Annotated in this window: 16 protein-coding genes; 5 read left to right on the top strand and 11 right to left on the bottom strand. The window is 71.3% G+C overall.

The window, feature by feature from the left end:
• Positions 1 to 372: 372 nt before the first annotated feature.
• The 3 genes from K8556_RS33510 (at position 373) to K8556_RS33500 (ending at position 5,211) form a co-directional block, all read left to right on the top strand.
• Positions 373 to 2,055 (top strand): hypothetical protein, encoded by a 1,683-nt coding sequence (locus tag K8556_RS33510; protein WP_223744185.1) that lies wholly within the window; start codon positions 373 to 375, stop codon positions 2,053 to 2,055.
• 1,960 nt (positions 2,056 to 4,015) lie between these two features.
• Positions 4,016 to 4,816, top strand: coding sequence for a hypothetical protein (locus K8556_RS33505; RefSeq protein WP_223744184.1), 801 nt, complete (start codon positions 4,016 to 4,018; stop codon positions 4,814 to 4,816).
• Between the two features lie 47 nt (positions 4,817 to 4,863).
• The gene (locus tag K8556_RS33500; protein ID WP_223744183.1) at positions 4,864 to 5,211 is read left to right on the top strand and encodes a helix-turn-helix transcriptional regulator; all 348 of its coding nucleotides are present in this window, start codon (positions 4,864 to 4,866) and stop codon (positions 5,209 to 5,211) included.
• Here K8556_RS33500 and K8556_RS33495 read toward each other — a convergent pair.
• The 7 genes from K8556_RS33495 to K8556_RS33465 all read right to left on the bottom strand — a co-directional run bounded on the left by K8556_RS33495 (position 5,194) and on the right by K8556_RS33465 (position 14,466).
• Complete coding sequence (locus tag K8556_RS33495) at positions 5,194 to 6,174, bottom strand: DUF4438 domain-containing protein (protein ID WP_223744182.1); 981 nt, start codon at positions 6,172 to 6,174, stop codon at positions 5,194 to 5,196. The two genes, K8556_RS33500 and K8556_RS33495, sit on opposite strands and share 18 nt — an antisense overlap.
• Positions 6,175 to 6,190: 16 nt before the next feature.
• Positions 6,191 to 7,288, bottom strand: coding sequence for a hypothetical protein (locus K8556_RS33490; RefSeq protein WP_223744181.1), 1,098 nt, complete (start codon positions 7,286 to 7,288; stop codon positions 6,191 to 6,193).
• Between the two features lie 62 nt (positions 7,289 to 7,350).
• Positions 7,351 to 9,327 (bottom strand): hypothetical protein, encoded by a 1,977-nt coding sequence (locus K8556_RS33485; protein WP_223744180.1) that lies wholly within the window; start codon positions 9,325 to 9,327, stop codon positions 7,351 to 7,353.
• A gap of 21 nt (positions 9,328 to 9,348) precedes the next feature.
• Entirely contained in the window at positions 9,349 to 10,653 is a 1,305-nt protein-coding gene (locus K8556_RS33480) for a hypothetical protein (RefSeq protein WP_223744179.1), read from the bottom strand.
• Between the two features lie 38 nt (positions 10,654 to 10,691).
• The gene (locus K8556_RS33475; protein ID WP_223744178.1) at positions 10,692 to 11,756 is read right to left on the bottom strand and encodes a hypothetical protein; all 1,065 of its coding nucleotides are present in this window, start codon (positions 11,754 to 11,756) and stop codon (positions 10,692 to 10,694) included.
• 42 nt (positions 11,757 to 11,798) lie between these two features.
• A complete protein-coding gene (locus tag K8556_RS33470) occupies positions 11,799 to 12,998 on the bottom strand; it encodes a hypothetical protein (protein ID WP_223744177.1) in 1,200 nt (399 codons plus the stop codon).
• 154 nt (positions 12,999 to 13,152) lie between these two features.
• Positions 13,153 to 14,466 (bottom strand): hypothetical protein, encoded by a 1,314-nt coding sequence (locus tag K8556_RS33465; protein ID WP_223744176.1) that lies wholly within the window; start codon positions 14,464 to 14,466, stop codon positions 13,153 to 13,155.
• Positions 14,467 to 14,596: 130 nt separating this feature from the next.
• On the opposite strand from K8556_RS33465, the gene K8556_RS33460 reads away from it, so the two are divergent.
• On the top strand, positions 14,597 to 15,712 hold the full coding sequence (locus tag K8556_RS33460) for a hypothetical protein (RefSeq protein WP_223744175.1): 1,116 nt from the start codon (positions 14,597 to 14,599) through the stop codon (positions 15,710 to 15,712).
• Here K8556_RS33460 and K8556_RS33455 read toward each other — a convergent pair.
• Positions 15,690 to 20,429: a translocation/assembly module TamB gene (locus K8556_RS33455; RefSeq protein ID WP_223744174.1), complete on the bottom strand. Its 4,740-nt coding sequence runs from the start codon at positions 20,427 to 20,429 to the stop codon at positions 15,690 to 15,692. The genes K8556_RS33460 and K8556_RS33455 overlap by 23 nt on opposite strands.
• Positions 20,426 to 22,603: a BamA/TamA family outer membrane protein gene (locus K8556_RS33450; RefSeq protein ID WP_223744173.1), complete on the bottom strand. Its 2,178-nt coding sequence runs from the start codon at positions 22,601 to 22,603 to the stop codon at positions 20,426 to 20,428. Before K8556_RS33450 ends, K8556_RS33455 begins: the two co-directional genes overlap by 4 nt.
• Positions 22,604 to 22,770: 167 nt before the next feature.
• Between K8556_RS33450 and K8556_RS33445 the strand changes: the two genes are divergently transcribed.
• A complete protein-coding gene (locus tag K8556_RS33445; RefSeq protein WP_223744172.1) occupies positions 22,771 to 23,085 on the top strand; it encodes a hypothetical protein in 315 nt (104 codons plus the stop codon).
• Positions 23,086 to 23,134: 49 nt separating this feature from the next.
• Here K8556_RS33445 and K8556_RS33440 read toward each other — a convergent pair whose 3' ends face one another.
• Both K8556_RS33440 and K8556_RS33435 read right to left on the bottom strand, forming a co-directional pair.
• Positions 23,135 to 24,688 carry a 4-alpha-glucanotransferase gene (locus K8556_RS33440; RefSeq protein ID WP_223744171.1) on the bottom strand — a complete coding sequence of 518 codons (1,554 nt, stop codon included), beginning with the start codon at positions 24,686 to 24,688 and terminating at the stop codon, positions 23,135 to 23,137.
• 147 nt (positions 24,689 to 24,835) lie between these two features.
• Positions 24,836 to 25,489, bottom strand: a complete 654-nt coding sequence (locus K8556_RS33435) for a hypothetical protein (RefSeq protein ID WP_223744170.1) — start codon at positions 25,487 to 25,489, stop codon at positions 24,836 to 24,838.
• Between the last annotated feature and the right edge of the window lie 28 nt (positions 25,490 to 25,517).

The raw sequence follows: 25,517 nt of genomic DNA, 5'->3' as shown, positions 1-25,517 counted from the left end.
CTTCTTCTTGCGATGTCACCCCACCTCTATGCGGCTCGTAGGACTGCTTATTCCGCGCAGACCTCCAGTCGGACAGGCTCAGGGGGTTCGGGTCGGAGCTTCCGGTCCACCCGGACACTGCGAAGACCTGTCCGACAGTCATGCAGGTTTGGGAGATCGCTGGTGAGGGCTGCTGGTTCATCCGGGCAACGGGAACTTGTCCGACTGTCGGACAGGTTTGGAGGCTCCTGGCCCGGGGGCTGCTGGTTCATTCGGGCTGCGGGAAGTTGTCCGACTGCCGGGCAGGTTTGGGACAGCATGGCGGTCCGGGGCTGTGGGGCCGTGCCCCCTGGGTTCTGAAGCCGGGCCTGCTTTCGCGGTATGACGGCGCCGATGACGGAGCCCCGGGCCTTGCGGTGGGGGCTGGGTGTCGTCCTGGGCGTGCTCGCACTCCAGGCCTCGCGCCTCGCACTGCACAAGGCATTCAGCATCGATGAGTTCCAGTACGCCCATGCCGCGTGGCTCATGGCTCATGGGCAGGTGCCCTACCTCGACTTCTTCGAGGTGCACTTTCCTCTCGTGTACCAACTGCTGGCACCGTTGCTCCGGCTGCTCGGAGATGATCCGCGCCACGTGATCGCGCTTCGGGCCGCGATGCTCGTGCCGCTCGCGGGGGCGTGTGTCTCCGTGTTCCTCCTCAACCGGCGGGAAGGCCGCATCGCCTCGCTCCTGGCCCCGGTGCTGTTGCTCTGCTCTCCGGGCTTCCTCCACTTCGCCACAGAGGTGCGTCCGGATGCCCTCACCGCCGCGCTCTTCCTGGGGGCACTCGCCGCGCTGGCCGTGCAGCCCGGCTCGGTCCTTTCGTCGTTCCTGGCGGGTGCGTTGCTCGTCGCCTCCGCGTGGGGCTCCCAGAAAGCAATCTTCTTCGGCGGGCTAGTGGCCGTGGTGCTCCTGGCGGACCTCTTGCCTCGCAGGAATGCTTCTCCCGCGCTCATCGCCGCGCCTCGCGCCTTCTTCGCGGGCATCGCCGCCGCGACGGGCGCGGTGGCCGCCTACCTCACGGTGACGGGCTCGTGGGGCGCATGGTGGCGGTGGTGCTTCGTCTGGGCTTCCGAACACCAGCGCCACTACCCGGGCTTCTCGTGGCGCGAATACCTGGTGCCGGCCCTGGGGGCGCAACCCGCGTTCTTCCTCCTCGCCGCCGTCGGATTCGTCTCCACGTTCCTCCGCTTGCGGAAGCACCCGCGGACTCCCGACCTGCTCCTGTTCGTGGCCGTGCCCGCGACCTTCGGCGCCTATGCGCTCCAGCGCGCGCCGTTCCCGTACAGCCTGTTGCCCTTTCTGGGCGTGCTTGCGCCCTTCGCCGCGCGCGGCGTCCTGGGAGTGCTCTCTGGGTTGCGCACTCCCGCGGTGCGGACCGTGGGGATTGCCGGGCTGGGCGGCCTGTTTGTCGTCCAGGCCGCGTGGGTGGAGGCCTTGCTGGACGGTGGCGGCAATACCCGGCAGCGCGAGGTGCTCGCTCGCATCGCGGCGCTCACGGGTCCGGAGGATGTCGTCTACGACAACTCGGGTGGCTACGTGAGCCGGCCGCACGCTCACTTCTACTTCTACACGGATGCGTATCTGCGCGGTTCACTCGCGGGGCTGCTGTCCGACGAGATGCCCCGGGTGCTCGTGGAGCAGGGCTGTGTGATGCGGGTGGATGACCTGCGGACCTCCGATCTTCCCCTGGCGCTGCGCCGCTTCCTCGACGCGCACTACCAGCCCTACGACGGTGACCTGTACCTGTGGGGACAGCGCTACCGCGTGCCCTCGGACTCTGGCGCACTGGAGGACCACTTCCTCGCGGTGCGCGCCGACCGCTACTTCGTCCAGCCCTCGAGCACGCTCGACACCGGCGCGCTGTTCATCGACGGCGAGCGCATCACCACGCCTGAGTTCGCGCTGTCCCGGGGCACGCACACCCTTCGCTATGAAGGGCGTGCCGAGTCCTTCCAGCTCCTGTGGCTGCCTCGCGACGCGAAGCGCTGGACGCCACGGCCCGGGGCACCGTCCACGTACTCGCGCCTGTTCTGAGCGCGCGCCGAGAGCAGGCGAGCCAGCGTGGGGACCGCCTTCCGGGATGACGGCACTGTCGTCCTGGCGGTCCGCCGTGGCGCCTCCATCCTGAACTCAACCGTCGAGCCCGGCTCCGGGTCGAACTTCCCTGCGCGAGGGTGATTCCTACTGTGCGTGGGCAGGCTGGTTCGCAGGGGAGGTTGACGTGGCTGGTGATGAATCGGGGCGGAAGCGGAACCGTGCGCCCGTTGCCTCCCAGGGCGTGATGTCGCTCCTGGAGCGCTGGGTTTCCGACCTCGAACGGGATGCTCCCTTTTCACGGGAGGATTCGCCGGAACCACGTCCGCGTCCTTCCGGAGCCGCTGCTCGCGCAGGCGATGATCCGCTCGATGCTCCCGGCCCCGGCGGCCGGACTCCACCGGGGGAGCCCTCCGCATTCTTCCGAGCGGCCCGGGAGGAGATGCGTCCTCCGCGTCGTGGCCCCGCCTCCAGGACTCTGGCTCACGCAGAGGAAGACGAATCATCGGAGACCGCGCCGAGGCCTGGCGGCCGGACGACGCCGCAAGAACGTCATGCCTCCTCTCGAGTGGAAAGAGGGGAGGGGCGCCCTGATCGTCCTGACCGTACGCGGGCTCCTTCTGCATCCGAGCCCCCGGGGTCCGCCCTCCGCGCCGCACGTGAAGGACTGCACCCTCCACGAACTGGCTCCGGCACACTCGCTGAATCCGCGCCCCGGCCGCGGATGACGCAGCGGGGAGACTCCTCTTCGGGTGAGGACACGCGCCCGCCACGTCCCGGTCGAGGTTCGCTTGTTGGTCCTTCGCCCCGGCCCCGGATGACGCAGGACCGCCCCACCGCTCCTTCCCTCGTGACCCGTGAGGAGCGCCTCCGCGAAGCGACTCCGTTCGGTGAGCAGGCGCCTCATGGCGATTCCGAGTTCGGCGTGCGCGAAGAGCATCGCCTTGGTGCGGAGCCGTTCAGCGAACATGCGCCCCGCGTGCCGGCGACATCGGAGCGCCTGTCCCGTGATGCGAATCGCCGCTTGAGGCCCGGCGCGGATCCGTTCGCGGCTTCTGCTCGTTCGGTTCGTGAGGCAAGACGCTCTTCAGTCACGGCGCCAGAGGCGGTTTTTGCTCATTCGGACCATGAGCCAAGCCGCCAGGTGCAATCTGGATCGGATCCGCTCAGGGTTTCTGCTCGTTCAGTTCGTGAGGGAAGGCGCTCTTCGGTCACGGCGCCAGAGGCGGTTTCTGCTCATTCGGACCATGAGCCAAGCCGCCAGGTGCAATCTGGAGCGAATCCAGTCAGGGCGTCTGCTCGTTCGGTCCGTGATGTAGACCCTCACTCGAACTCTGGCGCGGCCCCAGGAACGATGGTTCCTGTGCGTTCGACTCGCGAGACAAGTAGCCAAGCCCACTCTGGAGCGGATCCGCTGAGGGCGTCTGCTCGTTCGGCGCGTGTTGAAGACCCTCATTCGAGCTCTGGCGTGGCGCGAGGGTTGGTGGCTCCCGCTCACTCGGCTCGCGGGACAAGCCGCCAAACCCACTCTGGCGCGGAGTCGCTCGGGGAGCCTGCTCGTTCGGCCCGTGATGTAGACCCTCCCTCGAACTCTGGCGCTGTGCCTGGGCCCGCGGCTCCTGCTCGTTCGGTTCGTGAGGCGAACCGCCACGCCCGCTCCGGAGTGGATCCATTCAGGCAGCCGGCGACGGCCGCTGCTCGCCCGGACCCTGATGAGCGCCGCCACCCACCGCTCGGAACTGACCCGTCCACGGCTCCCGCTCTGGAGGTTCGCAAGCCGAACCATCACTCGCGCTCCGGAGCAGACCCCCTCAGGGAGCCAGGGCCGGCACCTTCCCGCGAGGAGAACGTCCACCTCCGCTCCGAAGCCGACTTCTTCACCGCGTCGCGGACCCTCGAAGCGGAAGCACAGGCCTCGCCCTTCCGCGCTGCACGCGAGGAACTCCGGCTCCAGGGGCCCGTGGTCACCTTCCCGGATGGCGCGCGAATCGTCCTCGGCAACGAGGGCGGCCGACCCATCCATCGCGGCACCGTCGCGGTGCGCGGCCCGTGCGCGCCTTCGCGCGAGGAACTCATGGCGCTGGGCCTCACGGAGCCCCAGGCCCTCGCCCTGGACTTCGTCCTCGCCTGGTTCGGACACCCGTTCGACTCCGTCACCTCCGAGCCCCCGCCCGGCGGCGAGCCCCGCTGGGGCGCCTGGCCGTTGTCCGGGCTCACGCTCACCACCGCCATCGCCCGCTGGAAGCAGCGCGAGCCGGAGGTGTTCGAAGCTCGCCTCGGGCGGCTGGGACTTGGCGCCATCCTGGAGCCGCCGCCCGAACCGCGCCTCCCGGGCTCCAGCAACGCGTCCCCCACCGCGGGCCCTGAGGCCCTGTTCGCCGAAGACCCCCGGCTGCTCGCGGCGCTCGCCCGGGCCGGACGTGAGCGCGGCGCTCAACGGGCGCAGCTCGAAACCCTCGTCACGCACGTGCTCCGTCCCATGCTCGACTCCTGCGCCCAGGCGGAGACGGCCGTGGACGCACCCGGTGGCCTCTTCGCCTCGGCCCGCGCGCTGGCCCTGCTCTTCCACGCAGAGCTTCGCTTCGGCCGCCAGGGCGTCACGCGGCTCGTGACGCTCGCTCGCGAACGGCCGGAGCCACCCGTCGCGGGGGAGCACGCGGGTGAACGCCTCGCGGAGGACCTGCGCGCCTCCGGACGCTCGCGCGAGGCCTCCGAGCTCTGGCGCGTCCTCACCTCTCCGGAACTCGCGGGCCCCGCCTAGCGCACGCCATGCGGACGCCTCTTCCACCCGGGAGCCATGTCCTGCTCGTGGTCCCCGCCTCCTCGGCCCCGGATGCGCCCCAGGCCCAGAACCGCGCCCTGGCCGGTGAGCTCATCGTCAACGGCCAGCGCTACCACCTGGTGCCCGCGGAGCCCTCCGCGAGCCCCGCGACGGCGCCCGCGCCCGACGTGCGGCTGCTCACCTCGCGCGAGCTGCAGGTCGTCTCGTGCGTCTGCGCGGGCTGGGGCAACAAGCAGATCGCCACGAAGCTCAACATCAGCACGTGGACCGTGGCGGCCCACCTGCGGCGCATCTTCGTCAAGCTGGGCGTGGACACCCGCGCGGCCATGGTGTCGCGCTGCCTGGGCGCGCTGTCCCTACCACCGCCCCCGTGACGGCTCGCGCGCCGGCGGCGCCACGCGCTGCCGCAGCCCCAGCACGAGCGCCACGTTGGCCTGGGGCCGGCGCACCAGCCGCACGCACTCCGCCGGGCAGATGAGCAGCGGCGTCACCCCGGGCCCGTGCCCCGCGATCTGGCTGTCCGAGTGCACCACCACCCCCACCGTGACGACCCCCTCCCGCCGCGAGGGCCCGAAGCGGTAGTCCAGCGGACACACCGCCACCAGGTCCCCCAGCCGGAGCGCGTCCAGCCGGTGCCTGCGCACCCGCCGCGCATCCGACAACTGGATGTCCAGGTCCCCCAGCACGCCCTCCGAACGCCCGAACCCCGAGCCCATCAGCGCCGCGGGCACCGTGTGCGTCACGGGGATGACCAGCCGCCCCGCCTGCGTGCGCACGCCCCAGCGCCGCAGCAGCCGGGGCGACAGGTTCAGCGCGCGCACCCCGGGGAAGTCCGGCAGCTCCAGGCCCTGCCCGTACGCATCCAACTGCACGCGGTCCCCGATGCACAGCCGGCGCTTCACCGAGGGCGCGAAGTCCACGATGACGTGGTTGATGCCGCCGTGCTTTCCCACCACCGTGCCCACGGCGCCCGTCATGGGGCCGCTCGTCACGCGCGCGCGGTTGCCCACGCACGCCTGGAACATCAGCGCCCGGTTGGAGCCGCCGCGCTGGCCGACGTCGTCGCGCCCGGTGTTGTGCACGGCCACGCCCGCCTCCATGTGGTCCGCCGCCAGCCCCACCGCGCGGTCCCCCACGCGGTGGTTGAGCACGATGCCGCCGCTGCCGGGCACCAGCCGGGGCACCCCGTCCCGGCCCATGCGGTAGGGCGACGCGCGCAGGATGGGATGGGACACCTGTCCCGCCACCGCCGAGGCCACCAGCCGCGACACGTTGGTGCGCGGCGCCGAGGCGGCCCCCGTGCCCGCCTCCATCAGGGGTTGCAGCGGGAGGTCCATGCCGTGCCTCCCTCTCTCAGCGCAGCGCGGGCGCGGGGCTGGTGATGCCCAGCGTCTGGCGCAGGGTGGGGGACACGCCCCGGAACGAGCGGCCGTCCGGCGTCATCCGGTACGCGGCGATCCACTCCTCGGCCACCGGGCCCAGCGGCATCACCTCCGTCTGGAAGTCCCTGAAGTCGCGCGTCTTGAACGGGTTGTCCGCCACGAAGTTGAGCAGCAGGCGCCCCGCGTCCGCCATCTTCGAGCGCTGTGAAATCTCCCCCGTGCCGCCCAGGTAGCGCTGCGACACCACTTCAATCACGTCCCACTTGGTGTTCGCGTCGAAGGCCTTCTTGATGTCCGGCGTCTCCAGCGCGTCGAGGATGGTCTTGAGGTACTCGCCCACCTCCACCGTGAGCGCCAGGATGTTGCCGTAGGTGGCGCGGTCGATCTGCCAGCGGATGTCCGTGCCCAGCCGCTGGATGGTGGCCTGGCTCGCGAAGGGCCGCTCGTTGAGCTGCTGCGAGCCGCGGATGACCTCACCGATGAGCAGGTCGCGGAAGTACTGCGCGATGGCGGACACGAAGGCGACGAACTCGCGGTGGAAGTTTCGGAACATCACCGCGCCCGGCGGCGCCGCCAGGCTGCCGTAGTTGAACGCGCGCCGGTACGCGAGCTGCCGGTCGCGCGGCTTGTAGCGGAGCGGCTGGTGCTTCTCCAGCAGGTACAGGGCCCGCGCGCCGGGGCCGCGCTGGATGCGCATGCGCCCGTCGTGGAAGAGGCGCAGCAGCGTGCCCGCCACCTGGAACACCTTCATCCGCTCATGCTGGTAGATGTAATAGAGCTCCGCGGTCGCGTGGAGCTGCGTCTCGATGACGGACTCGTCGAAGTCCTGGATGAGCAGCGGCCGGCTGATGGAGTCAAAGGAGGGCGCCCCCTCCTTGCCCAACCCCATCAGGTCGGAGAAGAGCGACGCCGTCGAACCGTCGGAGGCGCTGGCGAGCAGCTCCTCCTCCCGGAGCGTGAGCTGCTTCTGCAGCTCCGTGCGCTGCTCATCCGACGTGACGTTGGCGAGGACTTCCCGCTTCCACTGCGAGAACAGCCGCTGAAGGGCTTCTGCCGTACCGATGCTCATGGCATGCCACCTGGGTCAATGACGTTGAGGAAAAGGGTTTCAGTCCGTGCGCGGGCAGGCGCTCACGGCTTGCGCGCGTGGCGGACGTGGCGGCGCGTGTGGCCCGTCTTGGCGTGCCCGTTGACCGGCGTGGGCCGGCCGGCCGCGCCGTGCCCCTCCTTGCCTGTGAGGATGCGCTCCACGGCCTTGAGCTGCTCCGAGAACGCCTGCTCCAGTTGACGGGCCAGCTCCGGCCCCTGGGCCTCCAACTGCTGCTTCACGTCCGTCATGATGCGCGAGCGGCTCTTCTCGATGAGCGAGGCCACGTCGTCCAGGCTGGGCCCGTTGCCGCGCGTGGCGGTGGCGGGCGCCTCCCGCTCCCCCGGCTCGGCCTCCAGCGGCTGCTCCACGGCTCCGGGGGTGATGCGCGGCTCCAGGTCCTTCTCGATGCGGTCCAGCGAGACGCGGATCGGCGGCGGCACCGTGAACGGCTCGCCGGTGTTGCAGTGCGCGCCCTCCGGGAAGCCGTACTTGTGGTTCCGGTCGTCTTCAATCTCCTCCGCCTGGCCGGGCGCCTCCTGGGTCAGCGTCTTCGCCAGCTCCAGCGAGTCCTCCTCCAGGCCGCACTGCTCCCGCAGGAAGGCCGGGCTCACGTTGAAGACGTCCACGTTCTCGTCCAACTGCTCCAGCATCTCCAGGTGGAGGTCCACGCGGTTGCCGCCCGGCACCGGGGCCTCGTCGTAGTCCAGCAGGTACAGGTCGATGATCCGGTCGATGTGGTAGAGCTTGCGGTCCAGCCGGGCCAGCTCCTTCCAGAACTCCACCGACGTGTTGGGGTCCATCAGGAGGTCCTCGATGAGCTCCTGGACGTCGTTGCGCTCGCGGAACTTGTCGTTCAGCTCCTGCTCCTTGCCCGTCAGGTCCCGGAAGGTCAGCGGGACGGGGAGCACCAGGTTGAGCAGCCGCGCCCCGGCGTTGGGCAGGTCGAACGCGTCGATGAAGAGCGTGAGCGCCTCCGTGAAGGCGGCCAGGGGCGCGGAGGCTCCCTGGACCTTCGCGACGCCGCGGCCGGTGGAGTTGGAGAAGGCGGTGACGGACGTGTCCATCAGGCTGCCGGCCACGTCCCGCAGGCGCCGCAACTGGATGAGCTCCACGGGCACCGCGGACGCGATGCCGCGCAGGTCCTCCGACTGCTGCCGGGGCGTGTGGTTCAGCAGCACGTCCAGCAGCCGCGACATGGCATCCGGCCGCACGATGGCGCGCAGGTCCGACTGCCCGCGCGCGCGCAGTTGATCCAACAGCTTGCCGTAGGAGGCCTGACCGTCACCCCAGTCGTCGGAGCCCTCCTGGAGCGAGGTGGCGGTGAGCTGCTCCAGTGAGTTGATGAGCGCCTCGCGGCGCTGGCGCAGGTCCTGGAGCGCCACCTGGAACACCGTGCCGCCCTTGTCGAAGCCGGCGCGGAAGAGCGCCTCGCCCGCCAGGATGCGCAGCAGCGTGGCGTTGTCGTCGAGGGTCGCCGCGAGCCGGCCGAACTCCTGGACCACCGTGGGGTTGATCATCCCCACCAGCCGCGCCACGCGCGCGCAGTCCCCCAGCTTGCGGATGGAGTAGAAGGCCCGGTCGCGCGACACGGGGTCCACCGCCAGGTTCGCCGCGGCCTCGCCTTCATCCAGCTCCGCGAGGATGGAGTCGCGCCAGCCGCACACCGGCGCCTTGAAGTCGCGGTTGGAGGCCAGGTTCACCGCGATGTCCAGGTCGTCCACCAGCGCCTTGCGCTCCTGGCGGAACCTGCGCTGGCCCGGCGAGTCCAGGTTGCCGTTCATCAGGGCCATGGCCGGCTCGGGCGTGGCCGAGACGCGGATGGGCTGGCCCTTGCTCTCGTCGTCCAGGCGCGCGGCCGTGCTCGGGTAGAGCTTGCGCAGGGCGTACACCACCGCCTTGGGGTCACGCGCGTCGGACACGCCGAGCTGACGGCGCAGGAACTCGTCGAACTTCGACTTCGCGCTCGAGGCCAGCTCGATGGATGCGGCGGGGCTTCTCCCCTTCACGTTCTCGTACATCGTCCCTCCCTTGAGGTCCTGTCATGCGGCCAGGGTGACGCCCACGGCCGGCATCCGCGCGTCCTGCGTGCCGAGCTTCACCAGATGATTGAGCACCGTCCGGGAGATGCGCTCGGGCGGAGCCAGCCTCCGTTCGAGCGCCTCGCGGCTGGCGCTCACCACGTGGCGCGGCGGCAGCCCCGGCGGGATGTACCCGCGCGCCAGCGACTCCGCGCCCCGGTCGATGTGCTCCTGGTCCGACGGCCAGAAGGGCACCACGTCCACCAGCGCGCGCTGCGCCAGGCCCCGGCGGGGCTGGAAGGCAATCTCATCCACGACATGGGGGATGAGCTGGGGCGCCGTGGACAGCAGCAGCCGGGGGATGCGCGCGAAGGGCAGCCGCGCGCGGTACAGCCGGTCCCAGTTGTCGCGCACGTCGCAGGCCCGGCGCTTGAAGCCCATGCGCCGGAGCATCTCCGCCTGGATGAACACCCGCAGGTAGGGCGTGGGGTGCGCGCTGAGCGGATGGAACGTCAGCACCCGGGACGACGGGTACGCGAGGAAGTCCTTCATCGAGTGCACCGACGCGGGCCCCCCGAGCAGGCACGCGATGAGGTCCGCGAAGATCTCCTTGTGCCAGCGGCCCCACAGGCGCGTGAGCCACGCGTTGCCGGTGGCGTGCAGCACCCGCCGCTGGAGCGCCACCTGCGTCTCCTGCCAGATGCCCAGGTCCGCCTGCAGGTTGTGGCCGATTTCGTGGAGGATGACCCCCATGCCCCACGGGGCCTCCACGCGCTCGTAGGGCACGCGGATGAGCGGGAAGGGGTTGCGCTCCCCCAGCAGCCGGCTCAGCAGCACGCCGCGCCGGAAGGTGGCCGGGGAGAAGCCGTGCTCCAGGTAGGTGAGCGGCTTGAGCACCGGACCGTCCAGCAGGCCCGGCGCGGCCTTGCGCACCGCCTGGAAGCAGTCCACCGCGATGGCGTCACACGCCGCCAGCGCCGGCGCGAACCGCGTGCCCCGCTGGCTGAAAACGTCGAAGAAGAGGCCGTAGGCGCGGCGGGCGCGGTCGATTTCGCGCTCCACCAGCGCGTTGCGCTCCAGCACCTCGTCGGGAGAGGGAGGCGCGCCGCGCAGCCGGCCGTTCAGCCGTGCCAGGGCGCGGCGCACGTCGCGGTCGATTTCGCCCAGGCGCGCGTTGGCCGCGGCGAAGTGCGCGGCGGAAGGGGCGTAGGGGACGTCCCGGGGCCGGATGCCCACGTCCTGCGGGGTGAGGCGTGACAGGCGCCCCGCCCGGAACGTGATGCTCTGCATCTTGGCCCGCAGGAACTGATGAAGCACGTCCGCCATGTGCCCGCCTCCCCCCTTGCCGCTTCCCGCCCCTGGCTTCACCGCACGACGATGCGCACCGGCCCCCGCAGCGTGACGGTCCGCAGCCGGCGAAGGCCGGGGCCGCCCATCATGGGGTTCAGCCGGCCGCGGGCCCCCACCCGGCGCAGGCCCGCGCGCGCGCGCAGTTGCCGCACGGCGGCGGTCGGCCGGGCCAGGCGGCGCACCACGCCGGGGCTGTTGATGACGCGCCCGCCGATGCGGCGGAGCATCCGCGGCACCGCCTGGGGGCTCGCGCCCTGCTGGCGCACCAGCCGGGTCACCTGGCGCACCACGCGCGTCACCGCCGGCAGGGCCCGCGGGCCGTAGCGCTGGCTGATGCGCGAGGCGAGCTGCGTGGTCATCTGCCCCACCGCGCGTCCCAGCGCGCGGGCCTGCTGGGGCTGCTGCCGGCGGCGCGCGGGAGACAGGGTGGCGCGGACCACGTGCCGCGCCGCCAGCCCGCCCAGCACGCGGTTGAAGGCGTCCAGGTCCTCGTCGCTGGCGTAGTCCCCGGCGGCGTCCGCGAAGGCGTCCATGGCGTCCGCGCGGAGCATCCCTCCCAGGCTGCGGCCAATCTCCTGGCCCGCGATGCCGCCCAGCCGGGGCGCGGCCTGGCGGATGAGCCGCATGGCGATGGGCATGGCCCTGCGGCGGATGCGCTGGAACGTGGGCCCGGCCACGGTGGCCAGCCGGCGCGCGCCGGCCGCCAGGCGGCGGAGGAACTCCTCCTCGTCCTGGGCGTCCATCGCGTCGGCGAAGGTGTCCTCCAGGGCGTTGGGGTTGTCCTGCTCGAAGCCCTCGGCCTCGAAGCCCTCGCCCTCGAAGCCCTCGGCCTCGAAGCCCTCGCCCTCCTCCATGCCCTCGGCCTCGAAGCCCTCGCCCTCGAAGCCCTCCTCCATGCCCTCGGCCTCGAAGCCCTCGGCCTCGAAGCCCTCCTCCATGCCCTCGGCCTCGAAGCCCTCGGCCTCGAAGCCCTCGGCCTCGAAGCCTTCGTCCTCGAAGCCCTCCTCGCCCTCTGCCAGCAGGTCGGACATCTCATCGCCCTGGCTCGAAAATTCCTCCTCGAAAGGCTGCGGTTGCATGGGTACTCCTCCTTGTCCTGAAGACTTCATGGGTGGAACGGCCTAGGCGCGGCGGACGCTCGCGGCGCTGACCGTGGCGACGGGGATGCGGTGCAGCACCCGCCGCCGGGCGTGCACCCGCCGCGCGGCCAGGCCCGCCGGGACGACGCCCATCGCGGGCACCTGGACCGCGCGCGTGAGCACCCGGTGCCCCGCGCCATGCACCACCCGGGGCAGGGCGGTGATGGCGCCCCCCGGGCCGCGCGGGCGCAGGTTCCCCGCCGCCAGCCGGGCGATGAGGCGCATCAGCCGCAGCCGCCGGCCCGCGGTGCCCGGCACCTGCTGGCACAGCCGCATCAGGAGCTTCTCCACGCCACGCGCGCGCGCGCGCAGCACGCCCTGCGCGGCGCCCCCGAGCGAGGTGCTCATGGGCACCGCCTGCCGCGTCACCACCCGCGCCGCGAGCCCCGCGCCCAGCGGCAGGGCCACGGCGGGCGGCACCTGCCGCGCGTCCGCCATGTCCGCGAGCGCGTCCAGCGACGCGTCGTCGTCCGCGCCGTCTCCGCGCAAGACAGAGGACGCGATGCGCCCGCCCACGCCTGGAATCAGGCCACCCACCGCCCCCGCGAGCGCACCGCGCAATCCCTGTCCCCGCATCAGCCCCTGCGCGGCGCCAATGCCCGCCGCCACGACCCGTCCCCACGGCCCCGCGAGCCCCGCCACGCGCTGGACCACCGGCAGCGCGCGGGCGAGCAGCGGCGCCGCGCGGCGCAGCGCCACGGCCCCCAGCCGGCCCGCCCGCCGCACGCCCCGGGCGATGCCACGCGCGGCGCTGCGGATGCGCCGGGTGATGCCGCCGAGGAACGCCTCGGCGTCATCCGCGTCCATGGAGTCCAGCACGAAGGGGTTGAGCGTCCGCGCGAGCATCACCGCCGCGGGGCCGGACACGAGGCGTTGGGCGGTGGCCGGCATGTACAGGCCGCTGGTCGGACTCGCCTCGAACCCCTCGAAGCCGTCCTCGTCCAGGAAGGCGTCCTCCGCCTCGGCCTCGGCGAACAGCTCCTCGAAGCCTTCGTCCTCGAAGCCCGTGGGCTCGAAGCCCAGGGGCTCGAAGGGGTCCTCCTCGAAGCCCTCCGCCTCGAAGGACTCCAGGTCGCTGAACGCGTCCGCCAGGTCCTCCAGCTCCTGGAGGGCGTCCGCGCCCTCCCAGGCGTCCATGGCGTCGAGGGACTCCACATCGGACAGGTACTCAGCGCTGGTCATCGCTTCCCCCTCGCAGGGTGAGACCTCCACCCTTCACGGGCCGCAAGTTGGCGAGGGGACACGGGGAGCGACAGTCACTCGTTTGAGCTAGTGCTGTCGGCAGGCCCACGCGCGCCCGGCGCGAAGGCCGGGCGCACGGCACGGCTTCAGCGGCTCAGTTCTTCACGCACGCGGCCTGGCCGCCCGCGTCCTTGTACGCCTTCACGCGCTTCATCAGGTTGCCGCCGTCCGTCTCCGGCGTGGTCTGCTCGTAGTTGCCCGCGCCGAAGAGCATCCCCACGCCGCCCGCAGCGGCCACCTCGCCCGGGTGCGTGAGGAAGTAGTCCACGCGGTTGTCGCGCCACTTCTGGTTGGTGTTGGGCAGGGACATGTTGCCCACCGGCAACTGCCACCAGAGGTGCGGCTTGTTCAGCCGCGTGGACACCGCCTTCGCCCAGGTGAAGGCCTGCTGGAAGTGCGGCAGCTTGCGGTTCTCCGGATCCCACCAGACCGCGCTGCCCGTCGTCTGCTGGTACCAGCCCGCGTCGCGGTCGGACGCCTCCACCGTGACGAAGTCCGTGTCGCCCGCGCCCACGGACAGGAGGAAGTCCGCGACCTTGTTCGCCTCGCCCGCCACGTCGAACGACGGGTCCGTGTTGCCCGACACGTCCGTCTTCGTCGCCCACGCGCTCGCGTGCAGGCCCACCTTCGCGTTGGGCGCGTACTTGCGCGCCATGGAAATCATGCACCGGCCCAGCCCCGCGGCGTTGTTCTCCTGGGTGCCGCAGTCCGTGGGGTTCGCCGCCTTCACCGCGACCGGCGTGGAGGTCGCCTTGCCGTCCTTGGGGAAGAACTGGAGGTAGGCCCACATGTCCGGCTCAATCTGGAGCAGCGCCTTCTCCTGGCCCACCTGCTTCAAGAGGAAGCGCCAGTCCGCGAGGTAGCGCCCCAGGAACGCCGCGTCGTTGAGCGCCTTCAACTGCTCCTCGCCCTCCGTGTAGCCGCTGGCCTGGAAGGCTTCGTAGTAGGTGATGAAGGGGAGCTGCCCGTTCGCCTGCGCGGACTTGATGAAGTCGCGCACGTAGGCGCCGGGCGGCTCCTGGTCGTACTGCCAGCAGCCCCACCACGCGCAGCCGGCGCTGTTGGAGCACGACACGCCGCCAGACGTGCACCCGGACGCGCACGACTGGCACGCGTCCTTCGAGTCGAACAGGCCCGCGGCGATGTAGAGGTAGCGCACGTCGAAGGGCGCGGCCTTCGCGGTGGCGTCCTCCATCTGCGCGCCCACCAGCACCGTGCTCTTGCCCAGCGTGGAGAGGAACGCCGCGCCCAGGCACTCCGAGCCGTCGCCCGGCGTCACCCCGGGCCCATCCGTGCCCGGCCCGGGCTCGTCACCCGGCTCACTCGAATCCGAACAGCCCGCCACGGCCAGCAGGCCCGCGGCGAGGAACGGCCAACACTTCCGACGAAAAAGGGCAGGGGTCCTCATGATGTCCAGAACTCTACTCCGCCCTCTCCCCGTGCTGCTGGAGGGTTATTCTCGCGTTTCGGGAAAGTCTTGAGTCATGCTCGCCCCACCGGCTTCCGGCCGGGCTCCCTTTCCCCCCGAGGTGCGCGAGATGAAGCTCCGATTGTGTGTGCTGCTGGTGCCGGCGTTGCTGGCGGCCGGCTGCGGTCCCCTGGATGAGACCCCCGAGCCCGTGGTCGACGAGCTGACCGGGCAGGTGCTCCAGGAGGCGACGACGAAGTACGACATGCACCGCCTGCTGGAGGACTCGGACGTCACGGGCGGCACGGGCATCACGCCGGCCCAGGTGCAGGCGTTCCTCCAGCAGCAGGGCTCGTACCTGGCGGGCTACACGGACCCGGCCTGGGGCAAGACGGCGGCGACGCTCATCGTGGAGCGCTCGCGCGCGTCCAACATCAGCCCGCTCTACATGCTGGCGCGCATCCAGGGCGAGTCCAGCCTCATCCAGAGCGGCACGTCCACCAACCTGAGCAAGGCCACGGGCTGTGGCTGTCCGGACGGCAGCGGCTGTGACGCGCAATACGTGGGCTTCGGCAAGCAGGTGGAGTGCGCGGCGAAGAAGATGCGCGGCTACCTCACGGACCTGGAGGCGGGCCGCGCCACCCTCTCCGGCTGGAAGGTGGGGGTGACGAAGTCCACGTCGGACCCGTGCTCGGTGAAGCCGGTGAACAACGCCACCGCGGCGCTCTACACGTACACGCCCTGGGTGGGCGCGTACGCCATCCAGTGCGGCCGCACCACGGTGGGGGGCTCGTCGCTGATGGCGTCCATCTACAACCGCTTCAAGACGGCGTACCCGTGGACGCTCACCGCCACGGAGGGCTGCTACTCCGGCACGGTGGACGCCGTGGTGCCGGAGGGCTCGTGCGTGCAGAGCTCGTCGGACGCGCTGTGGCGCCAGTGCTCGCAGGGCGTCTTCATTGGCGGCACCACCACGAAGCCGTCCAACTGCAACGTGTCCTTCCCGTACTGCGTCTCCACGCGCCTGGGCCGCGGCGTGCCCGTGCGCACCTGCGTGCAGGCGAGCAGCACCCTGTGGCAGCAGTGCGGCGCGGAGGGCGTGTGGCGGGACGCGCCGGGCGCGGACACCACGGGCGTGGGCCCCATGGGCACCTGCTACGCGACGTACGCGCTGTATAGCGGCAACACCGCCGCCCGGACGAAGGCGCGTCACGTCCGGGCGGTCAGTATTCCTTGGTCCAGATGAGGTCCAGGCCGCCGGAGCGCGCGTCGCCGTACATGCCCTCCAGGCTCCAGCGCGGGCTGAAGAGGTACTGGAAGCGCACGGCGTTGGCGTTCTCCCCCCGCTGGAGGTTGGCGCCCACGCGGCCGGTGTAGCCCACGTAGATTTTGTCCGTCACGTACGTGCCCACCTCCAGCTTGGTGCCGGCGATGCCGCTGTCCCCCGCTTCAATGGAGAGCACGTCCAGGGGCAGCTTCGAGGCGATGGCCTTGCGCGCCTCGTTGGCGACGAACGAGCCCACCACCGAGGCGGCCTGCGCGCCCGCGTTCATGGACGCGCCGGAGCCGCGCTCCAGCGTGCGCCGGCCGGTGGCGAGCAGCGTGTAGATTTCCGACTCCGGCAGGGCCGGGTCGCTCGTCGTCTTCAGCGTCACCTCCTTGCCCTGGCCGCGCACGGTGACGAAGACGGTGACGCCCGCGTTCTCGTTGCGGTGCTCGGCGGTGACGTTGATGTACGGCATCAGCACGGGGCCGGTGAAGCGCACCTGGCTGTCGCGCTGCACGTCGAAGCGGCGGCCCAGCACGTCCACGCGCCCCAGCAGCACCTTCACCTCGCCGAACATGCGCGCCTCGTTGGCGTACTCGACGCGGAAGCCCTCGGACAGGCCCAACTGGACGTTGAGGTCCGTGCCGCGCACCCACAGGTTGCGGGGCGCGTTGATGTTCACCCAGAACTGGCGCTGCGGCGCCTCCTCGTCCTCGCCCTCCTCCGCCAGCGCCTCCGCCTCCGCCTGCGACGTGGGGACGCCCGCGCCGCCGCTGCCCACGGTGGGCTCCGGGTTGCCGGGCATGCCGGGCGAGTCCGGCGCGTTGCGCGGGTTCCGCGCCTTCTGCGACGTGGCCACCTGCGTGGGCGCCTTCTCCTTCTTCTTGCGCTTGTCCACCGGCACGCCGTTGCGGACCATCACCACGTCCACGGGGCGCTCCAGGGGCTGCAGGTCCTTGCGCTTGGCCTCCGGCAGCTCGACGTGCGCCTCCGGGATGGACAGGTCGCTGATGTTCACCAGCCGCTCGCTGAGGCTGCCCTTCATGGACAGGTTCAGCGTCAACAGGGCCATGAGCTGGTCCTCCACCACGATGGGCAGGTTCTTGGTGTGGCCCTTGCCCTCCAGCACGAACTCGCCGCTCCTGCCCTGGCGGTTCGCGGTGGCCGTCAGCTCCAGCGAGCCGTTGCCGGACTTCGCGGTGAGCTTCTTGAGCTCGATGCGCTCCTGCGACGCGCTCAGCGCGAGCTGGATGTCGTTGTATTCGCCGAAGCCCATCAGCCCCAGCCGGCCGTCCTTCCACTCCAGGTTGCCCTTGAAGGTGGGCGCGCCCACGGTGCCGCCCAGGTTCGCGTCCGCCTGCATGAGCCCGCCCAGCGAGCGCACGTACGGGGAGATGCCGGAGAGGAACGTCGGGTCGAAGCGGCGCGCGCGCAGCGACAGCTCCACCGGCGCCCGCTCCACCTTCTTCGCGGGCCCCTGCGCGGACTGGAACGCGGGCAGCGACAGGTCCAGCTCCAGGGTGCCGCCCAGCAGCAGCGACCCGCCGCCGGGCGCGGTGAGCATCGCGTCGAAGAGGGACTTCGCCTGGGAGTAGGAGTAGTGCAGCCGCGCCTGGCCCAGCGCCGTCTGCGCGACGCCCAGGTGCTGCATGCCCGCGTTCAGCTCCAGCTCCGGGGCCTCCGGCGTGCCGCGCGCCACCAGCTCCATGGCCAGCACGCCCTGCGGCCCGCGGTTGCCCTGCGCGGGCCGCGCCGCCATGCCGGGAATCTCGTTCAAGGGCACCGGCCCCACGCGGCCCTTCATCCGGAAGGGCACGCGGCTGGCCACCTCGCGGTCCTGGAGCGCGGCCAGCGGAGCCAGCACCCGCGCCTCCAGCGTGGCCAGCGGCCCGTGGGGGCGCCGCACGTCCAGGGACAGCTTCACGTCCTCGTTGCCCGCCAGCGCCAGCGCGGTGCCGTCGAGGGGCGGCAGGCCGTTGGCGGTGACGCCCTTCGCCAGCAGCTCCACGCGGCCCTGCGGCGCGAGCGCGGAGCCGTTCACGTCCGCCTTCAGCGTCACCGTGCCGTCCGGCTTGTCCACGCCCTCCGCGCCCTGGAGCAGCTTCAGGGGCAGCTCCGCCACCAGCGCCTCCAGGTGCAGCGGCGCCTCCAATGCCTGCGCGGGCGTGGGCGGCTTCGCGATGACGCCGCCCAGCGTGAAGGGCGTCTTCACCAGGACGTAGGACTGCGGCGCCACGCCCTTCACGTCCAGCCGCGCGCCCAGCGTGGCGTCGTTCGCGTCGGAGCTCGCGTGCAGCTCGAAGCCCAGCGCCTGCGCGAAGAGGGCCTCCGGCCGGCCGGGGTAGCGCAGGTCCGCGCCCACCACCTTCAGGTCCAGGCGCGGGTCCTTCGCGGAGCCGTTCACCACCAGCGTGCCGGTGACGTGTCCGGAGGGGCCGGGCGGCTGGTTCGCCAGCTTCAGCACCTCCGCGACGTCCAGCCTCTCCAGCTCTACCGTCAGGGACAGGGGCTCGTTGCGCCGGCGCAGCACGCCCTGCACGGGCACGTCGAACTGCGAGGACACGCGCGCCGCGCTCAGCTCCGCGCCCAGCGTGCCGGTGGCGCGGTCCTTCACGTAGCGCGCCTTCACCTGGAGCCCCAGGCCCGCGTAGCCGCGCGCCTTGCCGTCCGTCAGCGTGAGGTCCACGTCCGCGTCCGGCCGCGCCATCCGGCCCTTCGCCGCGACGTGGCCGGACAGCGTGCCGCCCAGGCCCAGGTCCTCCGGCACCGCGATGCGCGGCAGCTTCGACAAATCGAAGGCGCCCAGGTCGATGCGCGCGTCCACGCGCTCGCCGTCCTTCACCGCCGCCAGCTTCAACGTCTGCGGCCCTGACGCGAGCGCCAGCGGCGGCTCCAGCGCGATGCGCCCGCCGCCGAAGGCCAGGTGCGTGGGCTGCTGGAGCGTCCAGGTGGCCTCCGGCCAGGACAGCGAGAAGGCGCGCAGGGCCAGCCCCTCGTTGTCCGCGTCCACCGTGCCCTCCACGCCCAGCGCGAGCTGCGCGTCGCCGTCCACGCGCACGCTGGCCTTCAGCTCGCGGTTCGGGTCGGTGGTGAGCGCCAGGGACAGGTCGCGGAACGTCCTGCCCGCGGTCCTCAGCTCGCTCACCAGCACGGTGGCGTCGGTGGTGAGCGGACGGGTGACGTCCGGCACGCTCGCCTTCAGCGACAGGTCCTGGATGGCGATGTCGCCGTAATTGAGCGCCACGAAGTTGCCGTCCGCCTTCACCCCCGGCGAGCGCGGCGGCCCCTTCACCTGGAGCTCCAGCGAACCGCTGCCGGACATGGGCGGCACGGTGCCGCCGGGCAGCAGCTTGTCCAGCGCCTGCGACAGGAGCTTCAGGTTGCCCGCGGACAGGCTGCCGCGCGCCTCCAGCGCCTTCGCGGTGCCTTCGCCGGACGCGACCAACGCCGCGCCCGGCATCATCACGCGCAGGTTGGCCACGTTGTAGCGGCCGTCCTTCGCGCTGGCCTTCACCTCGATGGGGCCCACCGACTGGCCCCGGAACTCGGACGGCGTCACGGTGAGGGCCACGTCGCCGTCCAGCGTCTCCACGCTGTCGCCACCGCCGTGCGCCACGAGGTCCGCGGCGATGTTGGTGGGGATGCCGTCCTCCATCAGCTCCGCCAGGTTGACCCCGCGCGCCTTCACGGTGGTCTCCCGGGTGCGCAACGTCTTGAGGTCCACGTCGCCGTCGAGGTCCAGCGTGGCCTTGCCCGCGGAGGCGCCCAGCTTCGCCTTCGCGAGGTCGCCGTCCAGGGACGCGGTGCCCTTCGCTTCAACGGGCACCACCAGCGGGTACGCGGGCACGAAGGCCTTCACCGGCTCGGGCGGCACGGTCAGGCGGCGCAGCTCCACGGCCGCGGCCGTCTCGCCGGTCTGCTTCGCGCCCAGGTCCGCCTCGATGCCCGCGAGCCCCAACCGCGCGTCCACCTGGCGCACCACGTCCTTGCCCTGGCCCTTGAGCACCAGGCGCACGGGCCCCTGGAGCGGGCGGGTGAGGCCGCCCGTGGCCTGCAGGTCCGCGGCGAAGTCCATGTCCGCCAGCGCGTAGTGGCCCTCGCCCTTCGCGCCCAGCTCCTCCAGGCGCACCTGGCGCTCGCCGCCGTCCGGCAGCTCCTGCTGGAAGTCCACGTAGCCGTGGCTGAGCTCGAAGTCCTTGAGGTGGATGCTCAGGGCGCTCTGGCCCTGGGCCGGCGGCTCCTCGGGCTTGGGCTCCCGGGGCTCCAGCGCGCGCATCAGGTTGAGGCCGCGCTCGTCCTGCACCAGGTACAGGCGGGGTGTCTCGATGCGGACCTTCGTCAGGTCCACCCGCTGGCCCAGCAGCGGCGACAGGTGGAGCCGCGCCTCCACGCGGGCGATCTCCGCCGCCAGGTCGCCTTCCGGCGTGTACAGCTTGATGCCGGTGAGGACCGCGCCGTTGAAGTCCAGGTCGAACCCGCCCACCTCCAGCCGGCCGGCGAGCTGCTTGTTCGCCAGCTCCACGCCGAAGCGGGCGATGCGGGCGGACCCGCCGGGACTGGTGGCGTACACGAGCACGCCCGCCACCAGCAGGACGATGAGCCCCAGGAAACCCAGCAGGCCCCACAACAGCCGCCGTCCCCAGCGCTTGCGCCGGTGGGGCGGGGCGGTGGAGGCGGGGGTCGTGGGGTCGCTCAAAACGCCTCTCCGATGGAGATATGGACCGCGCAGAGCCCTTCCGGGGCACCCGCGTACGCCGCGTCAGCGGACATCGTGGCCTTGTCGAACTTGCGCCCGAAGCCCAGGCATCCACCCGAGGACGGATAGATGTACCCGGGATCGCTGACGGGCAATCCCCGCCCGATGTTCAAGCGCCGGGCCAGGTCCAGCCGGATGGGGCCCACCACCGTGAGGTAGCGCAGGCCGGCGCCCACCGCGTGGTAGTGCTCGGGACCGAACAGCTTGGGGGCGTTCTTGCCGAACAGCGCCTCCGTGCCCACGAGGCCGGAGTCATAGAAGACGGCCAGCATCAGGTTGTCCGTGAGCAGGTAGCGCAGCTCCACGGAGGTCTCGAAGAGGCTGTTGCCGCCCACGGGCACGGTGTCCCAGGAATCCAGGATGGGGTTGCCGTTCGCGTCCAGCAGGAGGTTGCCGTCGTCGTCCTTCTTGTACGTGGGCGCGAGCGGCGTCATGGGGGACAGCCGCTGGCCGTTGAAGCCGCGCATCGCGGTGGCGCCGCCGGAGAAGAAGCGCGTGACGATGGAGCTCTGGCCGCCGCCCGCCGGGTCCAGCGTGCCCGCGCGCACCTTCACCGCGAGCGTCAGGTCCTTCTTGTCTCCAATCGAGTGGTAGTAGCGCAGGTCCGGCAGCAGGCGGACGTAGGTGTACTGCCCGAAGAAGGGGCCGCCGCCCTTCTGGATGGAGAAGCCCACGTAGTAGCCGTCGCGCGGCTCGGTGCGGTCGTCCCGGCGGTCCCAGGCGAACGCCACCTCCAGGAAGCTCAGCGCCTGGTCGCACCGGCCCGCGGAGTTCGTGTTCTCACAGCCCAGGATGATGGGCGGGACGCTCTCGTCCAGGCTCACCTGCCCCGTCAGCCGGTAGAGCTGCAGGTTGTACGAGGGGAAGACGGAGAAGGACGGGTGGGGCGTCCAGATGACGCCCGTCTTGAGGTAGCCGCCGTAGAACGAATAGGCCTGCTGGAGGCCCTTCTCCGCGGTGACGGACGCCTGCAGGGCCAGGTCGCGAAAGAGGAAGCGCGGCTGCTCGAACTCCGTGGTGAGGGTGAAGACCGGGGACTCACTGGAGCCCGCGTCGTTGCGCAGGCTCGCCAGCACGTTGGGGATGAACGCGTAGCCCAGGCGTCCGCGCAGCGTGAGCCTTCGCAGGCCGCCGCGGAAGTTGCGGTTGGTCCACTCGCCCAGGATGCGCGCCTCCTGCCGCGCGGCGTCCACGCCGATACCTCCGCCCAGCCGCAGCGAGTGGAAGGGCGACTCGCGCACGTCCACCACCACCGGCACCGTGGCGTTCTGCCGGTCCGGCGCGCCGCGGTTCACCTTCACCGCGCCGAACACGCCCATGCGGAAGACGCGCGCCTGCGCCTCCGCCAGCGCCGCCTCGCTGAAGTAGGCGCCCTTGATGACCGCGCCCTGCGCCTGCTCGATGATGCGGCGGGGCGGCACCTGCGGGTTCGCGTCCGTGGCGATGAAGATGTTGCCGAAGCGGTAGCGCAGGCCCGGGGCGATCTGCAGGTCCACCACGGCCTTCTGCGTGGCCACGTCCACGCGCACCTCGCCGCCCACCTCCGCCTCCGCGTACCCCAGGTCCTTGAGCCGCTGGAGCACCAGGTCCTTCGTCGCGGACCAGGTCTCCTCGCGGAACACGTCGCCGGTCTTCACCGGCAGCTCCTCCAGGATGCGCTCCCGCTCGCGCTGCGAGGGTTGATCCGGCCCCTGGCCCAGCGCCTCCAGGCCGTGCGTTTCGACGCGGTCGATGAGGGTGGGCGCGCCCTCGTTGACGACGACCTTGAGGCGCACGGCCTTGTCGCCGTCCGGGATGACCTCGTTGGACTCCACCTGCGCCTGGTAGAAGCCCTCCGCCTGGTAGAAGCGCTCGATGCGGCGCAGGTCCGCCTGCCACGCGTTGGTGTCGAAGTAGTGCGCCTTGCCGAAGGGCCAGAACGCGTACCAGGGCGTGGAGGACGTGAGGATGCGGTCCTTGATGTCCCCGTCGTCCACCTGCTTCGCCCCCTCGATGTCCAGGGACTTCACCTTCGGGCCGGTGGGCGCGTTGGACGTGGTGGCGCACGCCGTCAGCAGCACGGCCAGCGCGAGGGGCACGGCGGAGCGGAGTCGGAGGAGTCGGACGTCGGCCACGTCACGTTTCTTACCGGAAGGCCAGCCCCTGACGCGTTTCGCAATGTTTCTTTGTGCGGCGAATGTCGCATTCCACGACCTCGGGGACGGGGTCAGTGTCCGCCAATCCGCCGGGCTCCTCCGTGGCGCGTGCAACCCGGCCCGGGGTGCGTCAGATTCGGGTCCCTATGGTCCGGCGAATCGCACTCCTGCTGTCGGCCACGCTGGTGCTCGCCACCGGCTGCGGCGTGAGCGAAGACGAAGTGGTCCAACTCAAGGAGGGAGAGAACCTCTCCGACACGCCGTACTGCGGCTCGCTCGGGTGCGCGGATCCGTTCCGCTTCTGCGCGGAGCTGTTCCTGGAGTTCGGCCGCTCGCCGCCCCTGTGCGTCGTGGAGAACATCTGCGACCGGCTGGAGTGCGCGAAGGCGGGGCGCCGCTGCGCCGTGTTCGACGGCTTCCCCGGCCAGGTGAAGTGCATCGAGGACAACGGCCAGCAGTAGGGCGTCCCGCGCCCGGGGCCGCGGCCCCGGGGCGGAAGAGGCCTTCAGGCTAGCGGCGCGACGAGGCGGTGAGCCACGCCAGGCGCTCCGCGGCGTCCTTCGTCTGGGGCTCCGTGAGCAGCGCGTCCGTGTCCTGCGCGATGCGGTAGGCCCAGTTGGCGTCGCCCATGGTGCCGGGCAGGTTGATGCGGTCGCGCGTGCCCAGCACGTCCTGCCACGGCAGCACGCACAGGTCCGAGCCCGCGTTGAGCGCGGCGGCCAGCGTGGCGCGGTGGATGTCCGGGGTGAACTCGCGCGTCACCGCCACGCCCTGGAACTCCGGCCACGCGCGCGCGGCGTTCTGGCGCTCGTCGTCGCGCGCCTGCTCCCACCACTCCGCCTGCGGCTCCGTGTCGTGCGTGCCGGTGGTGACCAGCGACACGGCGGGGAACTGGTGCGGGTCGCGGTAGGTGTTGTCGTCGCGCTCCCAGCGCAGCACGCGGTAGCCGGGCAGCTTCAGGTCCGCCAGGATTTGACGCACGAACGGGGGAATCACGCCCAGGTCCTCGGCGACGATGCCCGCGCCCTCCGACAGGAGCCGGAAGTGCTTCTCACCCTGGCGGCGCCAGGTGGGCTCGTCCCCGGGGACGAAGTAGCCGGTGGGGTTCTTCTCGTCGCGGATCCACTGGCGGAAGTAGCCCACCGCGTGGTCCACGCGGCGCAGGTCGTAGTAGCTGGCCGCCTTGGCCGCGCGCTTCTTCAGCCACGCGTAGTCGTCCTTCTCCATCGCGGCGAAGTCGAAGTAGGGCAGGCCCCAGTCCTGGCCCGTGGCGGAGAAGTCGTCCGGCGGCACGCCCAGGCGCGCGTCGCGGCGCAGGATGTCCGGGTGGGCCCAGCAGTCGGAGCTGTCCTGCCCGATGATGAAGGGCTCGTCCCCGCACAGCAGCACGTCCTTCGCCTTCGCCTGCGCGCGGACCTGGTTCCACTGCGCCTCGGCCAGCCACTGGAGCCAGGCGTGGTAGCGCACGCGGCGCTCCAGGCCCTGCTCCTGGATGGCGCGCAGCGCGTCCGGCTGGCGCGTGCGCAGCCCCTCCGGCCACTGCCACCAGGGGCGGCGGTCCTCCTTCTCGCTGATGGCGGTGAAGAGCGCGTAGCTCTCCAGCCACTCGCCCTGCGCCTCGCGCCACTTCTGGAACTCCTGGGCGCGCGCCGTGCGCGGGGTCCACTCGTGCTGCTCGAAGTGGTCGAACGCGCGCGCGAACGCGGCGTCCTTCAGCGGGAACACCAGGTCGTAGCGCACGCGCGCCGCGGCGCGGGCCTCCGCCAACTGCTGCTTCTGCGCGTCGCCGAGCGCGCCCTCGCCGCCGGTGGCCTGGAACTCCGGCACCTGGTTCAGGTCGATGAAGAGCGGGTTCAGGCCGAACGCGGAGCGCGTGGCGTACGGGCTGGGGTCGCCGGGCGCGGTGGGCAGGAGCGGCAGCACCATCAGCATCCGCTGACGCGCGGCCTTCATCCAGGAGAAGAGTCCGTCCAGGGCACCGAAGTCACCGATGCCGAAGTCCGTTCGCGAGCGCAGGGAGAAGAGAGGCAGCAGGAGACCGGAGAGCCGGCCAGGAGTGGACATGGTGCGTCGCAATCTGCCCCAGCCCGGGGCCGGTGTGAACTGCCGTCACCCGGGTGTTCACTCGTGCCTGCCTGTCCGGCGCGCCGAGGTTGGCTGGTGAAAGTTGGAGGGAGCTGGTCCCCGGCGGCTCCAGGGGGGCGGGCGTCTTCAGTCCTCGATGTCGAAGTCCAGGTCAACCTCTGCGGCGTCTCCCGGACAGGTGCCACCCGTCTGCCCCTCGACCGTCAGTTTCAGGTGGCCCCGGAGCCGGTCCTCCGAATTCTCCTCCAGCATGAACCGGCCGGACACCCGCTGGGTCGCGTCCTCCTCACCCTCCGCCTCCGGGCAGAACGAACGGGTCCAGGCCTCCTTCAGCCCAGGCGAATGTCCGGGACCGGCCTGGAAGTCGACATGGTTGTTGATCGTCATCCAGCCCTCGGCCGGAACCTGGACCGTTCCGTCGATGGCATGGTCCGCGGGCCCGCTTCCCTTCGCGAAGGATTCGAAGTCCACGTTGACGCAGAGTCCCCTGGAGCCTTCCCGGAACTCCCCCGGAGGGCTGTCGGAATTGCAGAAGGTGAAGACCGGCTCGATGTCGAAATCCTTGGGCCAGTTCTCATTGGGGCGGATCCAGGTGTAGGCATGCGTGGGGTAGTCCTCCCAGACGTCGCCATGCCGCACCCGCATGAGGCCGGTGACGCTGGACTCCCGCCCGCATCCGGTTCCTCCCAGGACCGCGAGCGACAGCACCCCGGCGAGCAGGGCATGGCGGAAAGACAGACGTTCCCTCGGAGGGTTGTGCATGAGGCCGTCTGCCATCATCTTCCGCTTTCGGACAAGTCCCCCACCC

Origin of the sequence: Corallococcus sp. AS-1-12 (genome assembly GCF_020036995.1) — a bacterium.
Taxonomy (GTDB): Bacteria; Myxococcota; Myxococcia; order Myxococcales; family Myxococcaceae; genus Corallococcus.
This window is presented reverse-complemented; position numbering and strand designations above follow the sequence as displayed.